The organism is Enterobacter mori LMG 25706 (assembly GCF_000211415.1).
Classification (GTDB): domain Bacteria; phylum Pseudomonadota; class Gammaproteobacteria; order Enterobacterales; family Enterobacteriaceae; genus Enterobacter; species Enterobacter mori.
Window position 1 is genome coordinate 660,547 of record NZ_GL890774.1, and the last position, 20,802, is coordinate 681,348.

22 protein-coding genes and 1 tRNA gene are annotated in these 20,802 nt (G+C 54.4%); 7 read left to right on the plus strand and 16 right to left on the minus strand.

All coding sequences use genetic code 11. From position 1 onward, the window contains the following. Positions 1-79 precede the first annotated feature (79 nt). The 4 genes from cutA to ENTMO_RS0104995 all read left to right on the plus strand — a co-directional run bounded on the left by cutA (position 80) and on the right by ENTMO_RS0104995 (position 2,912). The gene (cutA, locus tag ENTMO_RS0104980; RefSeq protein WP_010427778.1) at positions 80-403 is read left to right on the plus strand and encodes a divalent cation tolerance protein CutA; all 324 of its coding nucleotides are present in this window, start codon (positions 80-82) and stop codon (positions 401-403) included. Next, entirely contained in the window at positions 379-2,094 is a 1,716-nt protein-coding gene (locus ENTMO_RS0104985) for a protein-disulfide reductase DsbD (protein ID WP_010427779.1), read from the plus strand. Before cutA ends, ENTMO_RS0104985 begins: the two co-directional genes overlap by 25 nt. Before the next feature lie 49 nt (positions 2,095-2,143). Beyond that, on the plus strand, positions 2,144-2,719 hold the full coding sequence (locus ENTMO_RS0104990) for a transcriptional regulator (RefSeq protein ID WP_010427780.1): 576 nt from the start codon (positions 2,144-2,146) through the stop codon (positions 2,717-2,719). A 117-nt stretch (positions 2,720-2,836) separates the two neighbouring features. Further along, positions 2,837-2,912: transfer RNA gene (locus ENTMO_RS0104995), tRNA-Phe, on the plus strand. Between the two features lie 372 nt (positions 2,913-3,284). Here the strand turns inward: ENTMO_RS0104995 and ENTMO_RS0105000 are convergent. Next, the gene (locus ENTMO_RS0105000; RefSeq protein WP_010427781.1) at positions 3,285-3,605 is read right to left on the minus strand and encodes a FaeA/PapI family transcriptional regulator; all 321 of its coding nucleotides are present in this window, start codon (positions 3,603-3,605) and stop codon (positions 3,285-3,287) included. A gap of 168 nt (positions 3,606-3,773) precedes the next feature. On the opposite strand from ENTMO_RS0105000, the gene ENTMO_RS0105005 reads away from it, so the two are divergent. The 3 genes from ENTMO_RS0105005 to ENTMO_RS0105015 are packed head-to-tail and all read left to right on the plus strand — an operon-like array spanning position 3,774 to position 6,186. Then, entirely contained in the window at positions 3,774-4,502 is a 729-nt protein-coding gene (locus ENTMO_RS0105005; protein ID WP_010427782.1) for a winged helix-turn-helix domain-containing protein, read from the plus strand. Further along, on the plus strand, positions 4,495-4,962 hold the full coding sequence (locus ENTMO_RS0105010; RefSeq protein WP_010427783.1) for a FidL-like protein: 468 nt from the start codon (positions 4,495-4,497) through the stop codon (positions 4,960-4,962). Before ENTMO_RS0105005 ends, ENTMO_RS0105010 begins: the two co-directional genes overlap by 8 nt. A 51-nt stretch (positions 4,963-5,013) precedes the next feature. After that, on the plus strand, positions 5,014-6,186 hold the full coding sequence (locus tag ENTMO_RS0105015; RefSeq protein ID WP_029484975.1) for an HD domain-containing protein: 1,173 nt from the start codon (positions 5,014-5,016) through the stop codon (positions 6,184-6,186). A gap of 36 nt (positions 6,187-6,222) precedes the next feature. Here ENTMO_RS0105015 and ENTMO_RS0105020 read toward each other — a convergent pair whose 3' ends face one another. From ENTMO_RS0105020 to ENTMO_RS0105090, 15 genes are all read right to left on the minus strand, one after another. Then, complete coding sequence (locus tag ENTMO_RS0105020) at positions 6,223-6,960, minus strand: SDR family oxidoreductase (protein ID WP_029484976.1); 738 nt, start codon at positions 6,958-6,960, stop codon at positions 6,223-6,225. Position 6,961: 1 nt separating this feature from the next. Next, the gene (locus ENTMO_RS0105025; RefSeq protein ID WP_010427786.1) at positions 6,962-7,213 is read right to left on the minus strand and encodes an acyl carrier protein; all 252 of its coding nucleotides are present in this window, start codon (positions 7,211-7,213) and stop codon (positions 6,962-6,964) included. After that, positions 7,200-8,003 carry a hotdog family protein gene (locus ENTMO_RS0105030; protein ID WP_010427787.1) on the minus strand — a complete coding sequence of 268 codons (804 nt, stop codon included), beginning with the start codon at positions 8,001-8,003 and terminating at the stop codon, positions 7,200-7,202. The genes ENTMO_RS0105025 and ENTMO_RS0105030 overlap by 14 nt, the downstream gene beginning before the upstream one ends. Further along, on the minus strand, positions 8,000-9,253 hold the full coding sequence (locus tag ENTMO_RS0105035; RefSeq protein WP_010427788.1) for a beta-ketoacyl-[acyl-carrier-protein] synthase family protein: 1,254 nt from the start codon (positions 9,251-9,253) through the stop codon (positions 8,000-8,002). The genes ENTMO_RS0105030 and ENTMO_RS0105035 overlap by 4 nt, the downstream gene beginning before the upstream one ends. Continuing rightward, positions 9,243-10,613 carry a TolC family protein gene (locus ENTMO_RS0105040; protein WP_029484977.1) on the minus strand — a complete coding sequence of 457 codons (1,371 nt, stop codon included), beginning with the start codon at positions 10,611-10,613 and terminating at the stop codon, positions 9,243-9,245. Before ENTMO_RS0105040 ends, ENTMO_RS0105035 begins: the two co-directional genes overlap by 11 nt. After that, the gene (locus ENTMO_RS0105045) at positions 10,610-12,541 is read right to left on the minus strand and encodes an ABC transporter permease (protein ID WP_010427790.1); all 1,932 of its coding nucleotides are present in this window, start codon (positions 12,539-12,541) and stop codon (positions 10,610-10,612) included. The genes ENTMO_RS0105040 and ENTMO_RS0105045 overlap by 4 nt, the downstream gene beginning before the upstream one ends. Positions 12,542-12,544: 3 nt before the next feature. After that, positions 12,545-13,696 carry an efflux RND transporter periplasmic adaptor subunit gene (locus ENTMO_RS0105050; protein ID WP_010427791.1) on the minus strand — a complete coding sequence of 384 codons (1,152 nt, stop codon included), beginning with the start codon at positions 13,694-13,696 and terminating at the stop codon, positions 12,545-12,547. Further along, positions 13,686-15,800 carry a peptidase domain-containing ABC transporter gene (locus ENTMO_RS0105055; RefSeq protein ID WP_010427792.1) on the minus strand — a complete coding sequence of 705 codons (2,115 nt, stop codon included), beginning with the start codon at positions 15,798-15,800 and terminating at the stop codon, positions 13,686-13,688. The genes ENTMO_RS0105050 and ENTMO_RS0105055 overlap by 11 nt, the downstream gene beginning before the upstream one ends. A gap of 2 nt (positions 15,801-15,802) precedes the next feature. Next, the gene (locus tag ENTMO_RS0105060) at positions 15,803-16,759 is read right to left on the minus strand and encodes a lysophospholipid acyltransferase family protein (RefSeq protein WP_010427793.1); all 957 of its coding nucleotides are present in this window, start codon (positions 16,757-16,759) and stop codon (positions 15,803-15,805) included. A 4-nt stretch (positions 16,760-16,763) separates the two neighbouring features. Further along, positions 16,764-17,432, minus strand: a complete 669-nt coding sequence (locus tag ENTMO_RS0105065) for a DsbA family protein (RefSeq protein ID WP_010427794.1) — start codon at positions 17,430-17,432, stop codon at positions 16,764-16,766. 56 nt (positions 17,433-17,488) lie between these two features. Further along, positions 17,489-17,689, minus strand: coding sequence for a DUF4762 family protein (locus ENTMO_RS0105070; RefSeq protein WP_010427795.1), 201 nt, complete (start codon positions 17,687-17,689; stop codon positions 17,489-17,491). 89 nt (positions 17,690-17,778) lie between these two features. Continuing rightward, complete coding sequence (locus tag ENTMO_RS0105075) at positions 17,779-18,438, minus strand: transcriptional regulator (protein WP_010427796.1); 660 nt, start codon at positions 18,436-18,438, stop codon at positions 17,779-17,781. A gap of 23 nt (positions 18,439-18,461) precedes the next feature. Continuing rightward, entirely contained in the window at positions 18,462-19,001 is a 540-nt protein-coding gene (locus tag ENTMO_RS0105080; protein ID WP_458860949.1) for a fimbrial protein, read from the minus strand. An 18-nt stretch (positions 19,002-19,019) separates the two neighbouring features. Then, a complete protein-coding gene (locus ENTMO_RS0105085) occupies positions 19,020-20,063 on the minus strand; it encodes a fimbrial protein (protein ID WP_010427798.1) in 1,044 nt (347 codons plus the stop codon). A gap of 18 nt (positions 20,064-20,081) precedes the next feature. Next, positions 20,082-20,795, minus strand: a complete 714-nt coding sequence (locus ENTMO_RS0105090; protein WP_010427799.1) for a fimbrial biogenesis chaperone — start codon at positions 20,793-20,795, stop codon at positions 20,082-20,084. Positions 20,796-20,802 lie beyond the last annotated feature (7 nt).

Here is a 20,802-nt window from a genome sequence, read left to right on the forward strand (position 1 = left end):
CCGCTCTGCGGCCCGTTTCATTAATGACCAACTGCCTTGCGTGATATAGTGAAGACTTTCGTGATGAGGAGGTCGACTTGTGAACACGCCTGATGCTGTTGTCGTACTGTGCACCGCCCCTGATGAAGCCACTGCCCAGGATCTCGCCGCCAAAGTGCTGGCCGAAAAACTGGCTGCCTGCGTGACGCTCCTCCCCGGTGCCACCTCCCTTTATTACTGGGAAGGCAAGCTGGAGCAGGAGTACGAAGTCCAGATGTTGCTCAAAACCAATCCGGCGAATCAGCAGGCGCTTCTCGACTGCCTCAAATCTCATCATCCTTACCAAACTCCGGAACTGCTGGTGCTGCCAGTGGTCCACGGCGATAACGACTATCTCTCATGGCTCAACGCTTCCTTACGCTGATCCTGCTGCTGTGCAGCACGTCAGCTTTTGCCGGGTTGTTTGACGCACCCGACCGTTCGAACTTTATTCCTGCCGACCAGGCGTTCGTTTTCGACTTTCAGCAAAACCAGCACGATCTCAATCTTACCTGGCAGCTGAAAGAGGGCTATTACCTTTACCGCAAGCAGGTGAGCATTACGCCTGCCCAGGCTAAGGTGGGCGCACTGCAGATGCCCGCGGGCGAGTGGCACGAGGACGAGTTTTACGGTAAGAGTGAAATCTACCGCCAGCGCTTAAGCGTGCCCGTTACGGTGAATCAGGCCGACAAGGGTGCTACGCTGACCGTCACCTATCAAGGGTGTGCGGATGCCGGGTTCTGCTATCCGCCGGAAACGAAGGTCGTGCCCCTCAGTGAAGTTAATGCTGCCGCCGCTATTCCCCCTCTCCCCTCAGGGGAGAGGGCCAGGGTGAGGGGTGAAGGTGAAGGCGAAGCCGCGTCAGACCTTCCGTTCTCAGCGCTGTGGGCCTTACTGATCGGCATCGGCATTGCCTTTACGCCGTGCGTCCTGCCAATGTACCCGCTTATTTCGGGCATCGTACTGGGCGGCAAACAACGCCTCTCCACCGCACGTGCGCTGCTGCTGGCCTTCATCTACGTGCAGGGTATGGCGCTGACATACACCGCGCTCGGCCTCGTCGTCGCCGCTGCCGGATTACAGTTCCAGGCGGCGCTTCAGCATCCTTACGTGCTTATCGGCCTGTCAGCGGTGTTTATCCTGCTGGCGCTGTCGATGTTTGGCCTGTTCACGCTGCAGCTGCCCTCCTCGCTGCAAACCCGCTTAACGCTGATGAGTAACCGTCAGCAGGGCGGATCGGCAGGCGGGGTGTTTGCGATGGGCGCAATAGCAGGGCTGATCTGCTCCCCTTGCACCACCGCGCCGCTGAGCGCCATCCTGCTGTATATCGCCCAGAGCGGCAACATGTGGCTCGGCGGCGGGACGTTGTACCTCTATGCACTCGGCATGGGCCTGCCGCTGATTCTGGTGACGGTCTTCGGCAACCGCCTGCTGCCCAAGAGTGGCCCGTGGATGGAGACGGTAAAAACGGCGTTTGGCTTTGTGATTCTGGCGCTGCCTGTGTTCCTGCTGGAGCGCATCATCGGTGATGTCTGGGGCATTCGCCTGTGGGCAATGCTCGGCGTGGCCTTCTTCGCCTGGGCATTTATCGTCAGCCTGGGCGCAAAAAAAACGTGGATGCGCCTGGTGCAAATTCTTCTGCTCGCCGCTGCGCTGGTGAGCGTGCGTCCGCTACAGGATTGGGCGTTCGGCTCACCCGTTAGCGAGACGCAGGCGCACCTGAATTTCACGCAGATTAATAACGTGGATGAACTCAACGCCGCTCTGACGCAAGCCAAAGGCAAACCGGTGATGCTCGATCTCTATGCCGACTGGTGTGTCGCCTGTAAAGAGTTTGAAAAATACACCTTTAGCGATCCGCAGGTACAACGAGCTCTGAAAGAAACGGTTCTGCTCCAGGCGAATGTGACAGCCAATAATGCGCAGGATAAAGCGCTGCTAAAACAACTTAACGTTCTTGGGCTGCCAACGATTCTGTTCTTCAATGAGCAGGGCGAAGAGCAGCCGATGCAGCGTGTAACCGGGTTTATGGATGCGACGGCGTTCAGTGCGCATTTGCGCAATCGCCAACCGTAAACAACACTTTAGACGGGACAAACCGTTGGGAATAACGGAGGAGAAAACCGTGCAACGTGAAGACGTACTGGGACAAGCCCTGCAATTACTTGAGATTCAAGGGATCGCCAGCACCACGCTTGAGATGGTCGCCGACCGTATCGATTACCCTCTGGACGAGCTTACCCGCTTCTGGCCCGATAAAGATGCGCTGCTTTATGACGCCCTGCGCTACCTCAGCCAGCAGGTGGATATCTGGCGCAGGCAGTTGATGCTTAATGAAGAGCTCACGGCAGAGCAAAAGCTGCTGGCGCGTTATACCGCCCTGACGGAATGCGTCAGCAACAACCGCTATCCGGGCTGTCTGTTCATCGCCGCCTGTACGTACTTCCCCGATCCAGGCCACCCCATCCATCAGCTGGCGGATCAGCAAAAACGTGCGGCGCATGATTTTACCCACGAACTGCTGACCACGCTTGAAGTGGATGACCCGGCGATGGTGGCGAAGCAGATGGAGCTGGTGCTGGAAGGTTGCCTGAGCCGCATGCTGGTGAACCGTAGTCAGGCGGATGTGGATACTGCTCACCGTCTGGCGGAGGACATTCTGCGCTTCGCCCAGTGCCGTATGGGCGGGGCACTGACTTAAGCCAGCATTCTGCGTCGACGCACAAACCGACAGACTGCCGCAAAGTTAAGCAGTTGAATCGCTTTTCCCGAAATAGTGTTGACGATCGGGCGGGTTTGCGGTTTAATGCGCTCCGTTGCCCGGATAGCTCAGTCGGTAGAGCAGGGGATTGAAAATCCCCGTGTCCTTGGTTCGATTCCGAGTCCGGGCACCACTATTTAAAGAACCCAGCCTATGGCTGGGTTTTTGCTTTTCTGCGCCTGAAAAAAACATTCGCTCACTTCCCTTTAGATGCCTTCTTTGGTCAAACAGACGGTGCTTCCTCATCACGGCAACCCTGATGCAGAGATGCACGTGCCGCATTTACGAAAGCGGGGCATTCAGTCGTAAAAGCAGCAATATTATTCTGAGTCAAAAAACATAAAAACATTATCCTTAATACCCGAACATTAAAAATTTTATTGGGAATTTTCTTACCACCCTGCGAGATTATAATTAGTATTTTTCAAATGTTTTAGACATATCTATTTGACTTCCGCCCCATTGTTGCAAATAAAAATACCCCTTGTTAGAATGCGAACATAATTTATGTCGCTTTCTTTGATAAAAACCACTGATGATGCTTTTGCATTTTATCCCGTATAACCTGGCCATATTTTTCCAGCGGAAGAAGTAAGTGTCTAACTTTATAAATTGAAATACCGCACAGATCGGCAAGCTCCCTGGTGGAAAGACCGCGCGTGCTATGATCTTTCAATAAATTGAGAATCAACATTTGTTCCGGCCCTCTGATCGTCGCCAGACCACTTATTCCCATTTCCGCCGCTAACATCTGCAGATTGTCGTGAGGGGCGTTGTAGCCTGGATGTACAGCACCCGGGTTGTATGAACACTGTGAGAGTTTCATTGTCGACTCCTGATTTTTGAAGGCGTTAGCAGTATGAAATCCCTTGAGTCAACCAGCAACATTAGCTTTAGATGAAAGTAAAAACAGGATTTTTATCTGACTTTCATACTGTTTTATCAAAAACAGTCGGTATGTGAGAGAAAAGTAAGGCTTAGGGAGGAGAGGGAAATGAGGTACGATATTGAGGGATTTATCACTTTTGATACAGAGGATGCATCTCTCCTGAATCTGCTGACCGGAGATTGCGTTGAATTATCCCAGACTTCTACGCGTCTGTTAGCTGAATTACTCAACCACCGCGGCGATATCCTTTCCAGGAGTGAAATTTTCCATTCGGTATTTGATCAATACGGTGCCAGAGCATCAAATAGTAATCTAAATCAATATATCTCTACGTTACGTAGAAACCTGAGCGACCTGGGCGTAGAAAAAGAGATCATTACTACCGTTCCGCGCATTGGTTTCAAGATTGCGGATGACGTCGTCATCCATAACGATCGCGAGTATCGAACCCCTTTTCTGGAAGAAAAAGTCCCCGATCCCACCCGCAACCCACCTTCTCCTTCTTTTTTTGAAAGGATTGCCCGAATAATGACGCTGGGTTTTGTATTAATCCTTTTGTTAATTAGGCCTCATAACGTCGATTCCGGGAAGGATATACATAAAATCGTTGACGACCAATGCATTATCTTTACCTCCCCCGCCCTGACGCTATGGGATGTCAAAAATAGTTTTAATTTTACAACGCAACCGTTCGACTGCTCACAGCCTAAAGAATTGTATCTTTACAAAAAGCAGATAAAAGGAGCTCTGGGGAATATTATACATTTGCTTCTGATTGAGTGTAATAACGGCAACTGCGAAAGTTTTTATTACAGAGAAAAAACCAATGTCTAAGCGCGTCTTTTTCCTGTTCCTCTGCCTCGGCCTCTCCCTGGCGGGGGGGATTTTTTCGTTTACCAGACCCTCTACATTCTCATGTGAGTCGCAGTTTTCTGTTGTACAAAACATCAATGACGATACTATCCAAGCTGAAGGTCTGATTTTTTTCAACATGTCGAACGATAATATATTTATCAATATCGATGGTTTACTTTCTCATAACAATAAAAACCAACTTATATCACGCACGCTAAAGATAAAATATAAACCGTTTAACGCCAGCGCACATTTATATCAAGTCACAAGCGTCCTCACCCTGCGCGATAGTACAGACAATATTGACGACAGTGTTGCTCTGAATTTATTGTTTGGCAAAGGGTCTGATGACAAGATAATTTACCTCGATAAATTCAATAATAATACAATACTCTTTGGTAACCACACATTCCCGCAGTATGGTTGCAAGCGAAATTAATTTGTGTGGTTTTCTTTAACGAAGCACAGCGTAAGTTAAATTTTCAATATCATGAATATAAACTTAATAGAATCACTGGCTTGCATTTCAAAAATAATAGACATGATCAACCCCCGACTTAACTTGCATCATGTCAGAACGGCGTATATTGCATGGCTTCTGGCACGTGAGTCGCAGTTTACGCCTGCGCAATGTCGGAAAACACTGCTGGCAGCCCTGCTTCATGATATCGGAGGACTGAACGAAGAGTCTCGCCTCCAGCCCATGAGCTATTACGATAATGAACTCAATAATCACGCCGCTGTGGGGGCTGAATTACTGGCCAGTGTTCCTTTACTGAATCCATTACATGCAATTGTACGCTATCATCATACCCAATGGAAAAATGGTCGAGGCGCGTGTGTTAATGGCGTAAAAACGCCTAAAGAAAGCCATATCATCTATCTGGCGGATCGTCTGGATGTCTTAATCGCACACTATCGTGCTGGCGATATCATCACGGCAAAAGAAGAAATTATAAAAATCATTGTCAGCGGTGAAAGTGAATTATTTCAACCAGAATATATCAACGCATTCCGAAGGGTCGCAAAAAGCGAACACTTTTGGCTAAGAATAAAATCGACCGCATTTGACGATTATATTAAAGAAGTCCCCCGCATTCATAACGACTTCATCTCTTTACATAACTTCCGTGATATCGCCGGTATGCTGGCGTTTATTATTGATGGCTTCAGTCAACATGGCGTTCAGCATTCTTTGGTGGTTGGGAGAATATCGGGATACCTTGCCAAAGAGATGGGTATTCCTCCTGTGCAGTGTCTGAAAATTGAAATCGGGGGGCTGTTGCATAATCTCCCAACGCTGGCCGTGTGCGCCGCACCAGCACATGCCGATGGGGGTAATGCCGTGTGGGATGAACTCTATCCCATCGAAGCAATCCGAGACATTGCCGGGTGGTGTCAGATTCAGAAATCGGTAGATGCAAAATCAGCCTATCCCCCGGAAGTGACGATCATCAAAGCCAGTATCTGGCTGGCCTCCTTACTGCAGGGAGTCACGCTATCGTCGGAATTTAAGACTCGCGTGGCTGAAACGGCGGAAATCACACCCGAACTGGCGGGGATCGTGCGGCAACACAGTGCTATTTTATTACAGATATTCCAGGAATCCGTTAAAGAACGACGCGCGCTGGTACAGCGAATTAATCAGCTGAGCTCGTCATGAGCCGCGAGAAGTAGCCCTTCTCGCGGTTGCCTTACCTCAGACTGACAAACCTCCGTCCAGCACCAGCGTTTGCCCCGTGAGATAGCGGCTCCCTTCTCCGACCAGAAAGGCAACCGCGTGCGCAACGTCCTGCGTTTGCCCCAGACGGCGTAAGGGAATGTTCTGCCGCATAGCTTTCAGGCGGGCCTCAGGGATAGCCTCCACCATTTCTCCCTCAATAAGTCCAGGTGCCAGACAGTTTACCCGAATACCAAACCGTCCCATCTCCTGAGCCAGCGAACGTGTCAGGCCAATCATTGCTGCCTTACTGGCCGCATAAGCCGTTTGCCCGCTGTTGCCCTTTATTGCCGTGACGGAAGACATGAGCACGATGGCTCCGCGGCCCTGCATCATCATGGCGGGCAAGAGAATTCGGTTCCAGTTCACGAGCGCAACCAGGTTGTTCGTCAGCACATCCTGCCAGTCGCGTGCCGTTTGATGAATATGCAGTGCGTCACGGGTCATTCCGGCGTTGTGAATAATCGCCGCGGGTGCGCCAAACTCATCAAGCAGCGACATCGCCAGTCGTTGAACATTCCCCTCATCGCGACCATCGCAGCGGTAACCTTTAACCCAGGTTGACGTGTGCAGTTTGCGCGCCTGCGCCAGCGTGCGGCCAATACCGGCCTCACTGCGGCCGGTAAACACAATGTTCCAGTCGGGCAGCAGGTGGCTCACCAAAGCCTGACCAATTCCTCTGCTGCCGCCGGTGATCAACATCCATCTCTTTTCCATCTCAGCCGGCCATTTCCTGTTCGATGTACAGACTCAAATCGCGGAGGGTCATCGGCTGCTTTTTCATAAACATTTCAGCTGTGAGGGTCACATTAAACTCGCGTTTCGCCAGCACCATCAATTCAACATAATCGAGGCTGTCGAGTTCCAGTTGCGACAGCGTCGTGCCCGGCGTCAGCGCCTCCAGCGTCATATCTTTCGCATCGGCAATCATTTCGCTGATTTTGCTGTAGATGTTTTCATACGGTTTCATTTGCATTTCCTTTTGTCAGCGGGCCGACTTTCAGCGTCACGGCACTGCTAATGTAGTGTTGTTGATAGCGGGTTTGCGCAGCAATTCGCACCACTGCACCCTGTAAAAGATCGCCGACCACCATGGCGGGTAATGTCTCGATCTCAAGAGGTTCTGGTAAAGGCATCGACTGCCAGGGCGCGAGCAGATGGCTGTCGAAAACAACCTCCTGATGGGTTTGCACAACGGGATAGCGGGTGAATAGCGCGTCCAGCGTACGACCAGCCGGCACCAGCGATGCAATGACGTTCTGATCTAACAGCGCGGTATCCTGAAGAAGATGGCGAAACAGCAGCGCATCAAGAAAATGCCACTGCCGGGCGTCGGGAAGCAGAGGCAAAAAAGTCTGATGCAGCGCGGCAATCGTTGACGCGCCGAGTTCTCGCTGACTTTCTGCTTCTTCTACAGCGAAAAGACTCACCGGCACGATAGTGCATGAGAGGCAGACTTTCTGCTCGGTAAGATCGTGCACGGCGGCAGAAACGGGCTTATTCGAGTCGCGCATCAGAAGATAATCGGTATCCCGCCACAGCGGTCTGCGCAACCGCACGGTACACTTCAGAAAGGGTGAGCGGCGAACCTCCGGGCTAATGAAACGTTTAACATCCAGCAATGCGCGCATGCCGTGAACGCTGAGCCTGCTTCCGCCCTGCGATTTCACCCATGCCTTATCGAAATGCACCGGATTGTAATCCCCTGAAAATGCAGCCCACAACCGTGCGTCCTGCTGGCTGTAATGCAGCGTCATCATGAATGTTTCTCCAGAATTAACGCCGCGTTTGCGCCACCAAATCCAAAGCTCAGGTTGAGCGTACGGCGGATATTCGCGCTACGATGCCCTTCCACAACATAGTCAAGGTCGCAGCGCTCATCGGCCTGCTGGAAATTGGCCGTTGCGGGAATCATTCCGTGGGCGATGGCCTGCAGGCAGACGATGCTCTCGAACGAGCCTGCGGCTGCAATTAAGTGTCCCGAGTAGGATTTCGTACTGGAAATGGGGATAGACCAGGCCGCATCCCCCAGCGCCATTTTTAGCGACTGCGTTTCGTTGATGTCGTTCAGCGGCGTCGAGGTACCGTGAGCGTTGATATAGTCCAGGTGCCCGGGTTCAAGCTCCGCCTGCCGCAGCACGGAGATGATGGTTTGCACGCGCGCAAGGCAGTCTTCGGCGGGCGAGGTAAAATCCCAGGCGTCAGAGAAATTGGCGTAACCCGTGATTTCACCGAGAATAGTTGCTCCTCGCGCGATCGCCCCCTCGCGCTCCTCCAGACACAGCACCGCCGCGCCTTCTGACAGCACGAATCCATTACGGTGCGCGCTGAAAGGACAGCTGGCGCGCCGCGGATCCCGCGCCTCTTTGCTCAACGCCCCTAATACGTCGATATTCCAGATCGCACAGGGACTCGTCAGAGACTCCCCGGCGCCTGCCAGCATCATCTGCGCCCTTCCGGTGCGGATCACCTCGTAGGCTTCGCCAATCGCGATCGTTCCCGTCGCACAGGCCGCCACAACGGTATTCTGAAAACCGTTAAGCCCCCAGAACTGGCTGCAGGCGGCAGTGGTGACGCTCGGCATCGAATAAAAACAGTTAAAAGGCGAGGCGAAACCCGTTGCCGAAAAATCACGTTGCGCATCGTAACTTTCGTCCAGCCCTCCCCAGCCGGTGCCCATGATCGCTCCGCAGTCTAACGGGCTGTAGAACTCCTGCGGTGGCTGGTCACCAAAGGCCATCGCCATGGCCTGACGCGCCGCGCCAAACGTGAGCCGGGCAAACCGCGGCAGGCGGCGTCTGACGGCGGCCGGCACCCCGACCAGGCTGGGTTCGTTATCCACCAGCCCAAGAAAATGGGTTTTGATATTCTGCGCCGTGTAATCGACGTAACGATACCCAAGCTGGTAGTTCACGATCGCCTGCCAGCTCTCATCAGCCGTCACGCCAAGGGGTGTAACGGCGCCATAACCGGTTACAACAACCCGCTTATCTCCATGTTTAAGCTTCATCTTTCATTATCCTGTATTGCGTGTCGCCCCCTTGCGCCAGCCAGAGCTGCAGCGTGGCGTAAAGGTAGTCGTATTGGATTTGCGCGAGGGCGTTCTCTGTGGTCAACAGTTCGTCCTGCGCGTCGAGCAGCGTCTGGAAATCCACCGCGCCTGCGCGATAACGGTTTTCCGTGAGGGACAATCGCCGCTGGCTCAGGGCCTGCGACTGAAGTAGCCTGGCGCGTTGCTCATCTGCGCTTAGCCGGTTTTCCATGGCCTCATCCACTTCAGCGAGTGCGGCATAGGCGGTAGAACGGAAAGCGACCGCAGCCAGTTTTGTCGCTAAATCCGCCTGCTCAACGGTGAGCTGGCGGGTATTCCACTGGATAAACGGCAAGGCCAGCGCGGCACCTGTTGTGAGGATTGGGTCGCGGAACCACTGACTGAAAACCTGGCTTCCGGCATTCAGAGACGCATCAAGAGAAAGCGCGGGGTAAAACTGCAGGCGAGCCGCGTCATAACCCGCAAGCGCAGCGCGCAGGCGCGACTCAGCAGCCTGAATGTCAGGCCGCTGAGCGATTGCCCGCAGCGGCGTTGCGCGCGAGATGGGCACCTGCTGATGGACATCCAGCGCGATCGATTCATCCGCATGTTGCTCGGCTGGTCTGTTGAGCAACAGCGCTAACGCATTGCGTGTGTTCTGCCGCTGCTGAACTAAGGTTCTGAGCTGATTTTTCCGCTCCAGCAGCGCTTGCTGTGCTTGCAGAACATCAATCTGCCCTACTTTTCCGGCGTTAAACCACGACGCCACCTGCTGTACGGTCTGTTCCGAGATCGTCAGGCCGTCACGCTGGTTGCGGATCTGCTGGTTATACAGGGCGATGCGCCAGTAAAGCTGGGCCGTGGTGCCAATAGTAGAAAGGACGGTCGCATGGTAATCCTGCTCGCTCGCCATGGCCTGCCATTCACTCTGCTCACGGGTACGCGCCAGTTTCCCCCACAGATCCAACTCCCAGGCGATGGCAATACCGCCGCTGTAGCTCTCCTGTGCAGGTGTCCCCTGACGCACCGTTTTACTGTTGCTGACGGAACCGCTCGCCCTGACGTCGGGGGTCACGTTGGTGCGGGTTAGCCCTGCCGCAACGCGTGCCTGCTGCAGCGTGATGGCTGCCGCCGCGAGATCGTTATTGCTTTCCAGCACCTGTTCAATTACCCGAGACAGGCGGGGATCGTTAAAACGCCAGCCGTTTTCCGTTTCCTTCTCCGTCATCGTGGGCCACCCTGTCGGTAATGACAGCATTGGGCGCTGATAGTCGCTGCGGGTCATCGCGCTACACCCCGCCAGAAGTAGCAGCGCGGCTAAAAAGAGGTGTCTTGTCATTCGCGAGCCAGCGCCTCTGTGGGGTTAAGGCGTGCGGCACTGCGCGCCGGGAAATAACCAAACGCCAGGCCAATCGCAGCGGAAAAGCCGCAGGCCATCAGCACCGGGAAGACGGTAAATACCATTGAAAATGCATCCGTGACGAAGGCAAAAAATTGCCCCACCAGCCAGGCACCTAGCACCCCAACCAGGCCGCCGAGCGCGCAGATCATCACTGCTTCGATGAGAAACTGATTCATGATGTCCGCGGGACGCGCCCCTACCGATAATCGAATGCCGATTTCATGCGTCCGCTCCGTCACTGACACCAGCATGATGTTCATCACCCCCACGCCGCCCACCAGCAGCGAGATGGCCGCGATCGCGGTAATCAGAAGCGACATAGAGTCAGAGGTTTTTTGCATGGCATTCGCCAGCCGGTCATCGGTCTGAATAAAGAAATCTTTCCGCCCATGCTCCCGCAGCAGGTGACGCTCCACGCGCCCCGCGGCCTCCTGTGGCTCCAGCGGCGGCTGGAAACGGAGAACCAGCGACTCCAGCGGTATTTGCCCCGTCAGTCGCTGCTGCAACGCGGTATGAGGCACCCACGCAGCCATGAATCCCCCCACCACTTTCGGCCCCGGGCGGGTGGCGACACCGATCACCCGCCACGGCGCACCGGTAATCTGCACAAGCTCACCAAGCGGATTTTCCCCACCGGGGAACAGCGTATCCCGCCCGGTTTCATCAAGAATGATGACCGGTTCGCCATCCGCAACATCACGTGCCGTAAAGCCCGTGCCCTGAACAAAGCGCAGTCCCTGCAGGGAGAAGAAGTCTTGCGAAACACCGGACAGCATCATTGAGGAATCGGAGCCTTTGCGCACCGCAAGCGCCGTGCTGCTGACGATCGGCGAGACGCCCATCACCCACGGCAGCGTCTGCAAACTGCGCACGTCTTCCATCGACAGCGCATGCTCCATGTCCGGACGCGCATTGCCCCATCCGGTTCCCGGGCGTATCTCAAGCGTCGTATTTCCCAACTTGCCAATCTCATCCATGATTGACCGCCGCGCGCCTTCCCCTACTGCCATAGATGACACCACCGATGCGATGCCAATGATGATCCCCAGCATGGAGAGAAACGCGCGCAGCCGGTGCCCAGCCAGTGCACGCCAGGCCATACGAACAGATTCGCGAAGGCGCCGCGCCAGTGACGCCCGCCCGTTATCCTGCTCCGGCAGCGGTTTTGAGGGACAAGCCTCGGCGTGCTGAACATCGCTGATGATTCGCCCGTCGCCGATCTCAATAATGCGCTGCGCCTGTCGGGCGACGTCGCGATCGTGGGTAACGATAATGACCGTGTGCCCGTCCGCATGCAGCTGATGCAACACGCCCATCAGCGCCTTACCGCTGGTGCTGTCCAGGGCTCCGGTAGGTTCGTCTGCCAGGATAACGTGCGCGCCGTTTATCAGTGCCCGACAAATGCTCACGCGCTGCTGTTGTCCGCCAGAAAGCTCCGCTGGACGGTGCCGTAGCCGGTTTTCAAGTCCGAGCTGAAAGGCCAATCTCCGCACGCGCGCCGTGCGCTCCCGTTCCGACATCGCGGTGTACAGCGCGGGAATGGAAATGTTTTCTTCTGCGGTCAGATACGGCATCAGGTGATAGCGCTGGAAAATGAACCCCAAATAACGACTGCGCAGATCGGCAAGGTAGAGGTTATCCGCGCTATGCACCGGCGTGCCATTGATCAGTACCTCTCCGGAAGAGGGCCTGTCCAGGCAGCCGATGATGTTCATCAGCGTGGATTTACCCGAGCCGGACGCCCCCACAATCGCCACCATTTCGCCGCGATGAAAGGTCAGTGAAATATCACTCAGCACTGGCAGCGTTTGCGTGCCCGCGTTAAATGTTCGGCAGACTTGCCGTAGAACGATAATCGGCTCCATCCGTTATCCTCGCTCCACGTCTTGTGTCAGCACCACCTGGTCGCCCGCCTGCAGCCCTTCAAGCACTTCGGCGTATTGACGGTCGTTAATGCCGATGCGGATCGTACGGGACTGCGTATTCCCGTCTTCAACGGTGGCAATGGTGTATCGATCGCCATCCATCGCCTGGCCCAGCGCGGCAACCGGAACGCGCAGAACGTTACTGGCCCTGGCGATCTGAATAAAGACCTGTGCCGTCATTGACGTTTTGAGTTCACGACCGGCGTTAGGCACCTCGAACGTGCCGGTGTAGTAGACCGCCGCGGCCTGAGGGTTCCCGCCCATACCTCTCTCGCCGGATGCCTCGATCGCGTCCTGCGGCGCAGGCTGCACATAGCCCATGGTGCTGGCGTAACGTTTATCCGGGTTGGCAATGACATAGAAAGTGAGCGGCTGGCCGGGATGAATTTTTTGGACGTCCGCTTCTGAAATACGCGTTTGCACCTGCATCGTATCGAGATCCGCCAACACCAGGATGGTCGGCGCCGTTTGCGACGAAACGATAGTCTGTCCTTCACGGGTCACAACACCCAACACCTCGCCGTCAACCGGCGCGACAATGCGCGTATAGCTGAGGTTGGCCTGCGCCGTTTTCACCGCCATTTCAGCCTGTGCGATCTGCGCCTCGCTCACCTCAATCTGCTGTACCTGCACCGCGTATTGCGATCTGGCCTGCTCAAACTCGCTGCGCACGCCTGAGCCGTCGCGCTGCATCATGCGCTGACGATCCAGCTCCTGGCGGTAGCGCAGCAACGTTGCTTGCGCGGAGAGCTTCTGCGCTCGGGCGCTGGCGAGCTGTGCCTTTGTATTCCTGAGTTCCGACTCCTGCAGCGTCGGGTCGATTTCCGCCAGCAGTTGTCCTTTTTTCACCCGCTCTCCCTGGCGAACATACAATTTACGCAACTGCCCGTTGACCTGAGCACCGACGTTAACCTGTACCGCTGGCTTCAGGATCCCCGTCACCAGCACCACCTTTTCGATGTCACCGGTGCCGATAGTCTCCACGGCCAGACGCGCATGCGGTGAAGGCGAGTCCATCACCACCCAAAACCCCGCCATCGCGACGGCAAGCGCCAGACCGCAGCCCAGCATGACCCAGCGGGAATCAAGCTTCATTGCCACCCTCCCACAGGCTGAGCCTGCCGTCAGCCAGGCGGTAAACCTGCTGAAATCCCGATAAAACCTGCCCGCTGTGCGTGACAACAATCAATGATTTTCCAGCCCTGCGGCAGTGCGCGTGGACCGTTGCCATGACGATTGCCGAGGTCTCGTCGTCAAGATTGGCCGTCGGCTCATCAAGGAGCAAAACAGGGCGTGAGCTGTACAGCGCACGGGCCAGCAACAGCCGTTGACGCTGGCCGAGAGACAGCGCCGCGTGGCTCTCGCGGATCAGGGCATCCAGCCCCCCTGGCAATGCACGCACCACGTCACCCAGCGCGAGAGCATCAAGCAGAGCCTCAACCCGTCCGCGGTCGCGTTCCCGGTAGTACGCGTCGAATAAGGTGATATTTTCACGCACCGAGGCGTTAAAGAGAATGTCCTCCTGGCTTTGCAGGCAGACATACTGCGCCAGCTGTGCGGCAGGCAGCGCGTTCCCGCCTGCATAACATCCTCCCGCCTGTGGGGAGAACAGCCCGGCTATCAACCGGAGTAAGGTGCTTTTACCGGCCCCCGACTCCCCCACAATTGCAATCTGCTCCCCTGACCGGAGCGATAATGAGACGGATGTGAGGACGGGCATGGCGGGATCGTACCCGTAGCCCAGCGCGTTAAAGTCCAAATCAGGTGCCGCATCAGCTGGCGGTATTGTTGTTAGCGGCGCGCGCGCACCGTCTTCCCGTGGCGCAAAAAGGGCATGCGCGCGGGTGTCGATCACGTGCAGCTGCGTTTTCTGAATGATGGCGTAGAAGATCCGCGTGACGTAGGAGGTAAAGATTTGCCGCAGGAAGCTGTAGGCAAAAAAATCGCCCAGTGAGATCAGCTTGCCGTGAACCATCGGCAGCACCACCAGCATAAACGCCACCATCTCCAGGCTGCCGCTCAGCTGATACAGACCCTCTTTTACCTGTTGATAGACCTTCTGGCGCTGTAAGCATGCAAACAGTTCGCGGCTTAAGGCGGCAAACTGACCCTGACGCTGCCCTTCCAGCCCGGCGGTTTTGACGGTCAAGATGCCCTGAATGGTCTCCATAAAAAAATCATTCAGCGCGGCGCTTTTCAGCTGCAACTGCTGGGTAAACCAGCGGTCGCGGATCACGGCCCAGACGCTGATGATCCCCATCACCGTCACGCCGATGGCGGAGATCGCCGCCAGGACCGGGGCGATCCAGAACATGATCGCCAGCGCGATCGCACCTATCACCCAATCGGAACGCAGACCATTATCCAGCTCGATCTTCTGCAGCAGGCCCATCTGCCAGGCGGTAAAGCGGCTGAAGATCTCCCCGGGGGCTCGTTTTTCAAAAAAACGTAGTGGGTTTTGAAGCAGACGAGAAAATCCGACGCCGCTGTGGATCAGCACAAACCGTTTGATGTAGCGTTCGCTGATCGCCCGAACGCCCAGAGCCATCAGCGACGAGACCACAAACGCCAGGATAAACCAACCGTACGGGAAGCCGCTGTTCTCCACGCTGGAGAAGGCCTGATTGATGGCGCTACTGACCATCGTGGGCATCAGAAACAGCGTTAACGACACCAGGAAGGTCAACAGCATCAGCCGATAAATACCCGGCTCGCCCGCCGTCTCCTGCATGCTCATCACCCCTGGCATGGACTGTACCGTTGTCGGCAGCGCCAGCTCGGGATCGGCGGCCAGCACCTGGTCGGGTTCCACAATCAGGGCATAACCGCTGATCTCCTGCTTAAGCGCGGCAAAGGGCAGCCACTGCTCGCCAATCGCCGGGTTCATTACGCAGACGTGGTTGCCTTTACGCCAGGCCAGCAGGACATAGTGGCTCGCACCGTAGTGCAAAATGGCCGGCAGCGGCAGTTCACTTAGCTCATGATGCTCAAACAGCACAGGCGTCGTCGCAATGCCCAACCGCGCAAGGATGGCCATCAGCGTGTCCAGCGAAGTACCGTGATCGGAGGCTGGAAAAATGCCGCGCAGCGTCTCGAGCGAGATCGTCTGCCCCTGCGTTTGCGCCAGCATCGCTACGCACGCCAGCCCGCACTCGTTGGTCTCTTCCTGAAAGATCAGATTCGGGATCGTGGTTTTCATTTTTATAGTGAGTGATTGATAAAGCAGAGAGAATGGCTGTGCCAGAGGAGCCACTCCTGCGGGTGCTTTCGCAGGGTAGATTCAATGATGACGGGCAGCACGCTGGCGACATTCTGACTGCTCACCGGCGGATGAATGTGGATGCGCAGGCCGTTGTTATAGCTGAGGTGATAAAACACGACCTGTGCGGCAATTGCGCCGGAAAGACGCACCAGACCGCTATGCAACTTTGCGCTGCGACCAAATAAACGACATGGCAGCTTCGCCACCCGCGCCCCTTCTGCCTGCGAGGTATAGTCGGGCGAGATATCAGGAAAAATAATCATGTTCTGCTGCCCGACGGCGACATCGGTGATGAGCTCCATCAGGCCGCTGGCCAGCGTTTTGTTCTCCTGATGAATTGAACAGTAGGCGAGTGCAACACCCCCAAGCGCACGGACGGGGGCGCTGTAAAGCTCAGCGCTGGAAGAAACCACCACGCTTGCTTTACCCGGCGTGACGCTGGCACCAATGATGGCAGCCAGCACATCAGACACCGTATGGAGCGGTGCCAGGATGTAGGGCGCGTTTTGCTGGTGCAGCGGTGCGACCACCGCATCGAGCTCCGCGGCGCAGGCACGAATTTGCTGAAGCAGCACCGTGTTTTGCCCCCAGGTGGCGGCCTCTTCCAGCAGGCGTCGCCGGACTGCCATCCAGGCCACGTCCAGCCGGGACGTTTGCCCAGTCAGGCAACGATAGTTTTCATTAGCCACCGCGTTTCGTAAGCGAAACGCGCGTCCGAGAAGCCGCGGTGCGCAGAGTCCCTTCGCCACCACCAGCGTCACGGGGAGAGGCACGTATCGCATTATTTTTCGCAATAGAAAAATACCGCACTGAGAAAGCGTTCGCTGAATGACTTCAATTTTTCCCGCGCTATTTTTGACGCTAAACACGCTCCAGACAATGAATAATCTGATCACAGAATTATTTATCCTCTTTGAGCAGTTCCAGCATGCGCTGCGCAAACGCCGGGAATTCGCGGTCCTGCGCGACAACATAGCGTTGATTAATAATAAACATCGGCGTGGCGTTAATATCGTAGTAATCGGCAATAGCCGCCATTTCGCTGAGACGCTCTTTAACCTTTTTACTTTTCCTCAATGTCGTAAACTTGACGACATCAATATTATTTTTCGCTAACCAACCGTTCAGTTTTTTCTCATCCGTCAGATCGACGTTTCGCGTGATAATGGCGTTATACGCACTGTCGCGAACATCCCTTTCTATTCCCATCGCTTCCAGCGTGGCAAAGATCGGCGCATAGGCGGCAAGGCCATTATCCTCGCCTGCAATATGAATAGAGGTAAATGTGGTATCCGGCGGTAGTTTACGGGTAAGTTCTGCAAGGTTCTCTTCGTTTGCCGCACAATAATGGCAACCGTAAGACATGACCTCGATAATACTCTGCTCTTTTTTTATCGGACTTTTCGCAAGCTTTTCGGCGCTGACCTCTCGAAACGCCTGCGTCGCGGAATCATCTTTCGCAAAGGAATTAAAAACAAAAACATGATAGAAAAGCACCGTAATCGAAACGGAAATAATAATCAGAAAGATCGAATAACCGATCGCTGTTTTGCGCGTTAATGGGTTCACTATCGTTTTCTCACAGTAGAAAAGCCTGGGGCAGCACACCCCAGGCAGTGCCGATTTTAATAGCGGTTAGGGATACCACCCCATTTGCTTGAATCAGCATCTCTCATGCTGGTCGTGCAGCCATGCTTATCCGTACAGGTTGTGATCTGCTTACAGGAGGTGACGCCACCAACGGTGACGTTCTGATACGTGATTTCACAGGTCTTGCAGGTTCCCCCTACAACGCCAGCGGCTTCAAACACTGTCAGTTTTTTCATTTCCGTTTTCCTTACTTCGAGTTAATGACGTGCAATAATTTGCACCGTTAAATCGCTAATGCGTTCTACCGAAAGGTTGGCTCACGGATTCAGGGCATAATGCCTCTAAATGCGGAGAATAAAGCGATATTGCTTCTAATATTCAGTCTCTTCATTAAGTGGCGCTTGATATAGCTCAAGCGACGGATATCGACATTTACTTCATCTGATATTTGCGATAATGATTTCCCCTTAAATAATTCTTCCATCAACCACCATTCACTCCCTGAAATAGTGGGATCTCTGCTCCGGTCGTAAATTTTTTTTTGCGTATAGCTGACCAGCGATGCGCTAAAGCAACATCCCTGACGTTTTTTATCCAACAGACGCTGAAAAAACGGCATAATGCTCTCAATATTTTCATTTTTAAGCAGCCAATGCGCGGTGGGCAAAAGCGAATACAGTGCAAAAAAAAGAGGCATATTGTGCTTACTCAATAGCATAATCAGGCTTTTATTTTCATGCTGATAAAATTCTTTCATTAATTGCAGCGTATGGAGCCGCTCTTGCGGCAGGCTATCTAAATCACAGAGGATCCACATGCAGCCCTCGCCGTTAACCTGACGCTGTAGTTGAGCAAGCAGCTGATCGTAGTCATCCGTTAAGGAATATAAAACGTCCGTCTGTTCAGCAAGCAAGCTGGTAATAACCATTTTAATTCCTTGCGAATAAAAAATATTTTTATCGTAAAGAAAAAATTGATACCTCATGCTGCAGTTCCCTATTAGCGCCGCTACTGATAGTTCAATGTATAATTTGCGGTGGCGGTAAAAGGCCCTGTCGTTAACGTTCCGTTTGCAATGGCATCGGGTTCCGCTTCAACAAAGGCCTGGAAGCTTAGCCGTAACAGGGTGTCGTTGCTGAGGGTGGGACGCGTGGCGACATTCAAACGCACAGGCGTATCATCCTCCTCCAGCAATCCTATCCCCACCCCGCCCGCATTGCCTGGGGCTGTGGCGTTAATGGCCAGCCGGTCCGCCATGTTGCCGTTGGCGATGCCGCTGAACGTCACCGTCACCGCGTTAAAGACATTCGGATTACAGTCCTGCAGGGTAATAGTGAACGGAACCGGCGTTGTTTTTCCGTTTATATACAATGACTTTGTTGACACCTCACCAAAATCGACCAGAACCCGCCCCGATTCTGGCGCAATACTGCAGGGGTAAGCCATTACGACGCCTTTAAAGCTAAGATCGCCACCAATCAACTCCCCTCGCGCCCAGGCGGGTGTCGCAGAAAATGCCGTCAAAAAACAGGCGAGGATAATTATCATGAGATGCATATTCCCTCCTTACTGGAATTCAGCCACAACCGTCGCCGATGCATGGAATTCGCCCTCAGGGATAACCGAGGTGGCATTTTTGGCCACCGGCGCGGCGATCAGGTTCCAGTCACCTTCGTTGTGGGAAAATCCCGGCACGTTATAGAACGTGTTTGGCACCACGGGATTACCCTTGCTGTCACGCAAAGCGATGCCCAGCTCAGACCGGTCGGCGGTTCCCTGGGTGCTCAGGTATTTACCGTCAGTGAATGCCGGATTAGCCTGCTGGATCCCCAGCTTGATATTCAGCTCTCCCTGGGAAAAACTGCCGCCCTGGCATTTCACGTGAATCGGTACGTTTTGACTGTAATTGATGCCATCCAGCCTGCTGCCCGTTCCCGGAATATTGCCGAAATCGACGACGATGGGCGTCCCCTGATTAACGATGCATTTATCCGGTACGGTGATGACGCCGGAAGCGATGGTGACGCGCGACAGTGGCGTTTGCCCCATGGCACCCGGCCCCAGTCGACCATAAAGCGTTGCGATTTCGGAACCCTGTAAGTTCACCCCGTTGATAATGGGTTTGGTGATCATGAAGGTCACTCTTCCCTTCGCGCCGGAGGCAAACTGATTGTCCAGTATGGTGCTGGGGGGGTTGCAGTAGTTCTGATTGACGTTGTTGGAGACATTATCGAACGGTACGGTTTTGTACTGCTGTAAATTACCGCCGATGTAGATCTCGATTTTAACGTCCATGTAGTCATTGAGCTTGAGGTAACCCGCCGTCATTCCTGATTGGGTTAACGTTGCCTGCGACATGTAATATACCGGCTGGCTTATCATCGGCTGTGCGCAGTACGCACGGCCCTGAAACATCCCGGCCAGGTCAAATTCGTCAATAACAACGGCACCGACCTGGTTGCTGGTAATGTCATGATTGCTAATGTTAATCAGGTATTCATAGGTACCATTTACCGCCTTAATTTCACCGTCCACCACGGACCACGCCGCCCCGGAAAATCCGAGCGTGCACAACGCCAGAAGGGCTGCATAAGGAAAAGGGTTTTGCATTGTCAGGCTCCTTCCTGATTAGCCCTGCTGGGCGGGGGGTAACGCCTTGCAGGTAGTGCCTTCACACCGGAATTTCAGCTCCGGATGCCCGCCATAATCATTCACAAACTTCATCGAAAACTGGCTAACGCCTGCATCCGTCACCTCAAACTTCTGGCTCGATTTAGGCGCAACCATGATCCCCGGGAAACGGGTAATTTTCTGCCCATCTGCCCTGGTCAAGCTGAGGATGGTCACGTAGTAAGGCGTGGGATTCTGCACGGTCATCTCGCTGCCGCTTTTGTGGAATACCAGGCGATCCTGCCAAACTTCCCCCTTTGTCTTCGGGATCACCGCTTCAGGGCGATAGAACAACTTGATGCGTGACTGCATTGCCAGCTGCAGCGTGTTGGGTTTTTCCGGCTTTGGTGGAATTTCCCTGACGTTGAGGTAGAACAGACTCTCTCTGTCCTTCGGCAGTTTGTCGATGCCCGCCGTTTTAGTGACGCGCGCTATCCCTTTCTGACCCCCATTAATTCGCTGCAACGGCGGGAGCACAATCAGCGGCGAGGCGATCTTATTGCCCTTTTCATCCTCTACCCACGACTGGGCCAGGAACGGAATATCCGGACTGGTATTAGACAGATTGGCGCTGGACGAAGACTCTTTCTCCGTAATGATGATGCGCGTCCGATCCAGAGAGACGCCCGCCTGTGCGTAGCCGTTCAACAGGCTCAGCGCACACGCCGCCATAAGATAT

Coding starts and splice junctions, on each gene's coding strand:
- ENTMO_RS0105010 (WP_010427783.1), top strand. CDS start 4,495: ATGTCTAAGCGCGTCTTTTTCCTGTTCCTCTGCCTCGGCCTCTCCCTG.
- ENTMO_RS0105030 (WP_010427787.1), bottom strand. CDS start 8,003: ATGATGACGCTGCATTACAGCCAGCAGGACGCACGGTTGTGGGCTGCA.
- ENTMO_RS0105040 (WP_029484977.1), bottom strand. CDS start 10,613: ATGACAAGACACCTCTTTTTAGCCGCGCTGCTACTTCTGGCGGGGTGT.
- ENTMO_RS0105020 (WP_029484976.1), bottom strand. CDS start 6,960: ATGGAAAAGAGATGGATGTTGATCACCGGCGGCAGCAGAGGAATTGGT.
- ENTMO_RS0105015 (WP_029484975.1), top strand. CDS start 5,014: ATGAATATAAACTTAATAGAATCACTGGCTTGCATTTCAAAAATAATA.
- ENTMO_RS0105080 (WP_458860949.1), bottom strand. CDS start 19,001: ATGATAATTATCCTCGCCTGTTTTTTGACGGCATTTTCTGCGACACCC.
- ENTMO_RS0105005 (WP_010427782.1), top strand. CDS start 3,774: ATGAGGTACGATATTGAGGGATTTATCACTTTTGATACAGAGGATGCA.
- ENTMO_RS0105070 (WP_010427795.1), bottom strand. CDS start 17,689: ATGAAAAAACTGACAGTGTTTGAAGCCGCTGGCGTTGTAGGGGGAACC.
- ENTMO_RS0105025 (WP_010427786.1), bottom strand. CDS start 7,213: ATGAAACCGTATGAAAACATCTACAGCAAAATCAGCGAAATGATTGCC.
- ENTMO_RS0105035 (WP_010427788.1), bottom strand. CDS start 9,253: ATGAAGCTTAAACATGGAGATAAGCGGGTTGTTGTAACCGGTTATGGC.
- ENTMO_RS0105000 (WP_010427781.1), bottom strand. CDS start 3,605: ATGAAACTCTCACAGTGTTCATACAACCCGGGTGCTGTACATCCAGGC.
- ENTMO_RS0105055 (WP_010427792.1), bottom strand. CDS start 15,800: ATGAAAACCACGATCCCGAATCTGATCTTTCAGGAAGAGACCAACGAG.
- ENTMO_RS0105050 (WP_010427791.1), bottom strand. CDS start 13,696: ATGAAGCTTGATTCCCGCTGGGTCATGCTGGGCTGCGGTCTGGCGCTT.
- ENTMO_RS0105090 (WP_010427799.1), bottom strand. CDS start 20,795: ATGGCGGCGTGTGCGCTGAGCCTGTTGAACGGCTACGCACAGGCGGGC.
- ENTMO_RS0105085 (WP_010427798.1), bottom strand. CDS start 20,063: ATGCAAAACCCTTTTCCTTATGCAGCCCTTCTGGCGTTGTGCACGCTC.
- ENTMO_RS0104985 (WP_010427779.1), top strand. CDS start 379: ATGGCTCAACGCTTCCTTACGCTGATCCTGCTGCTGTGCAGCACGTCA.
- ENTMO_RS0105045 (WP_010427790.1), bottom strand. CDS start 12,541: ATGGAGCCGATTATCGTTCTACGGCAAGTCTGCCGAACATTTAACGCG.
- ENTMO_RS0105075 (WP_010427796.1), bottom strand. CDS start 18,438: ATGAGGTATCAATTTTTTCTTTACGATAAAAATATTTTTTATTCGCAA.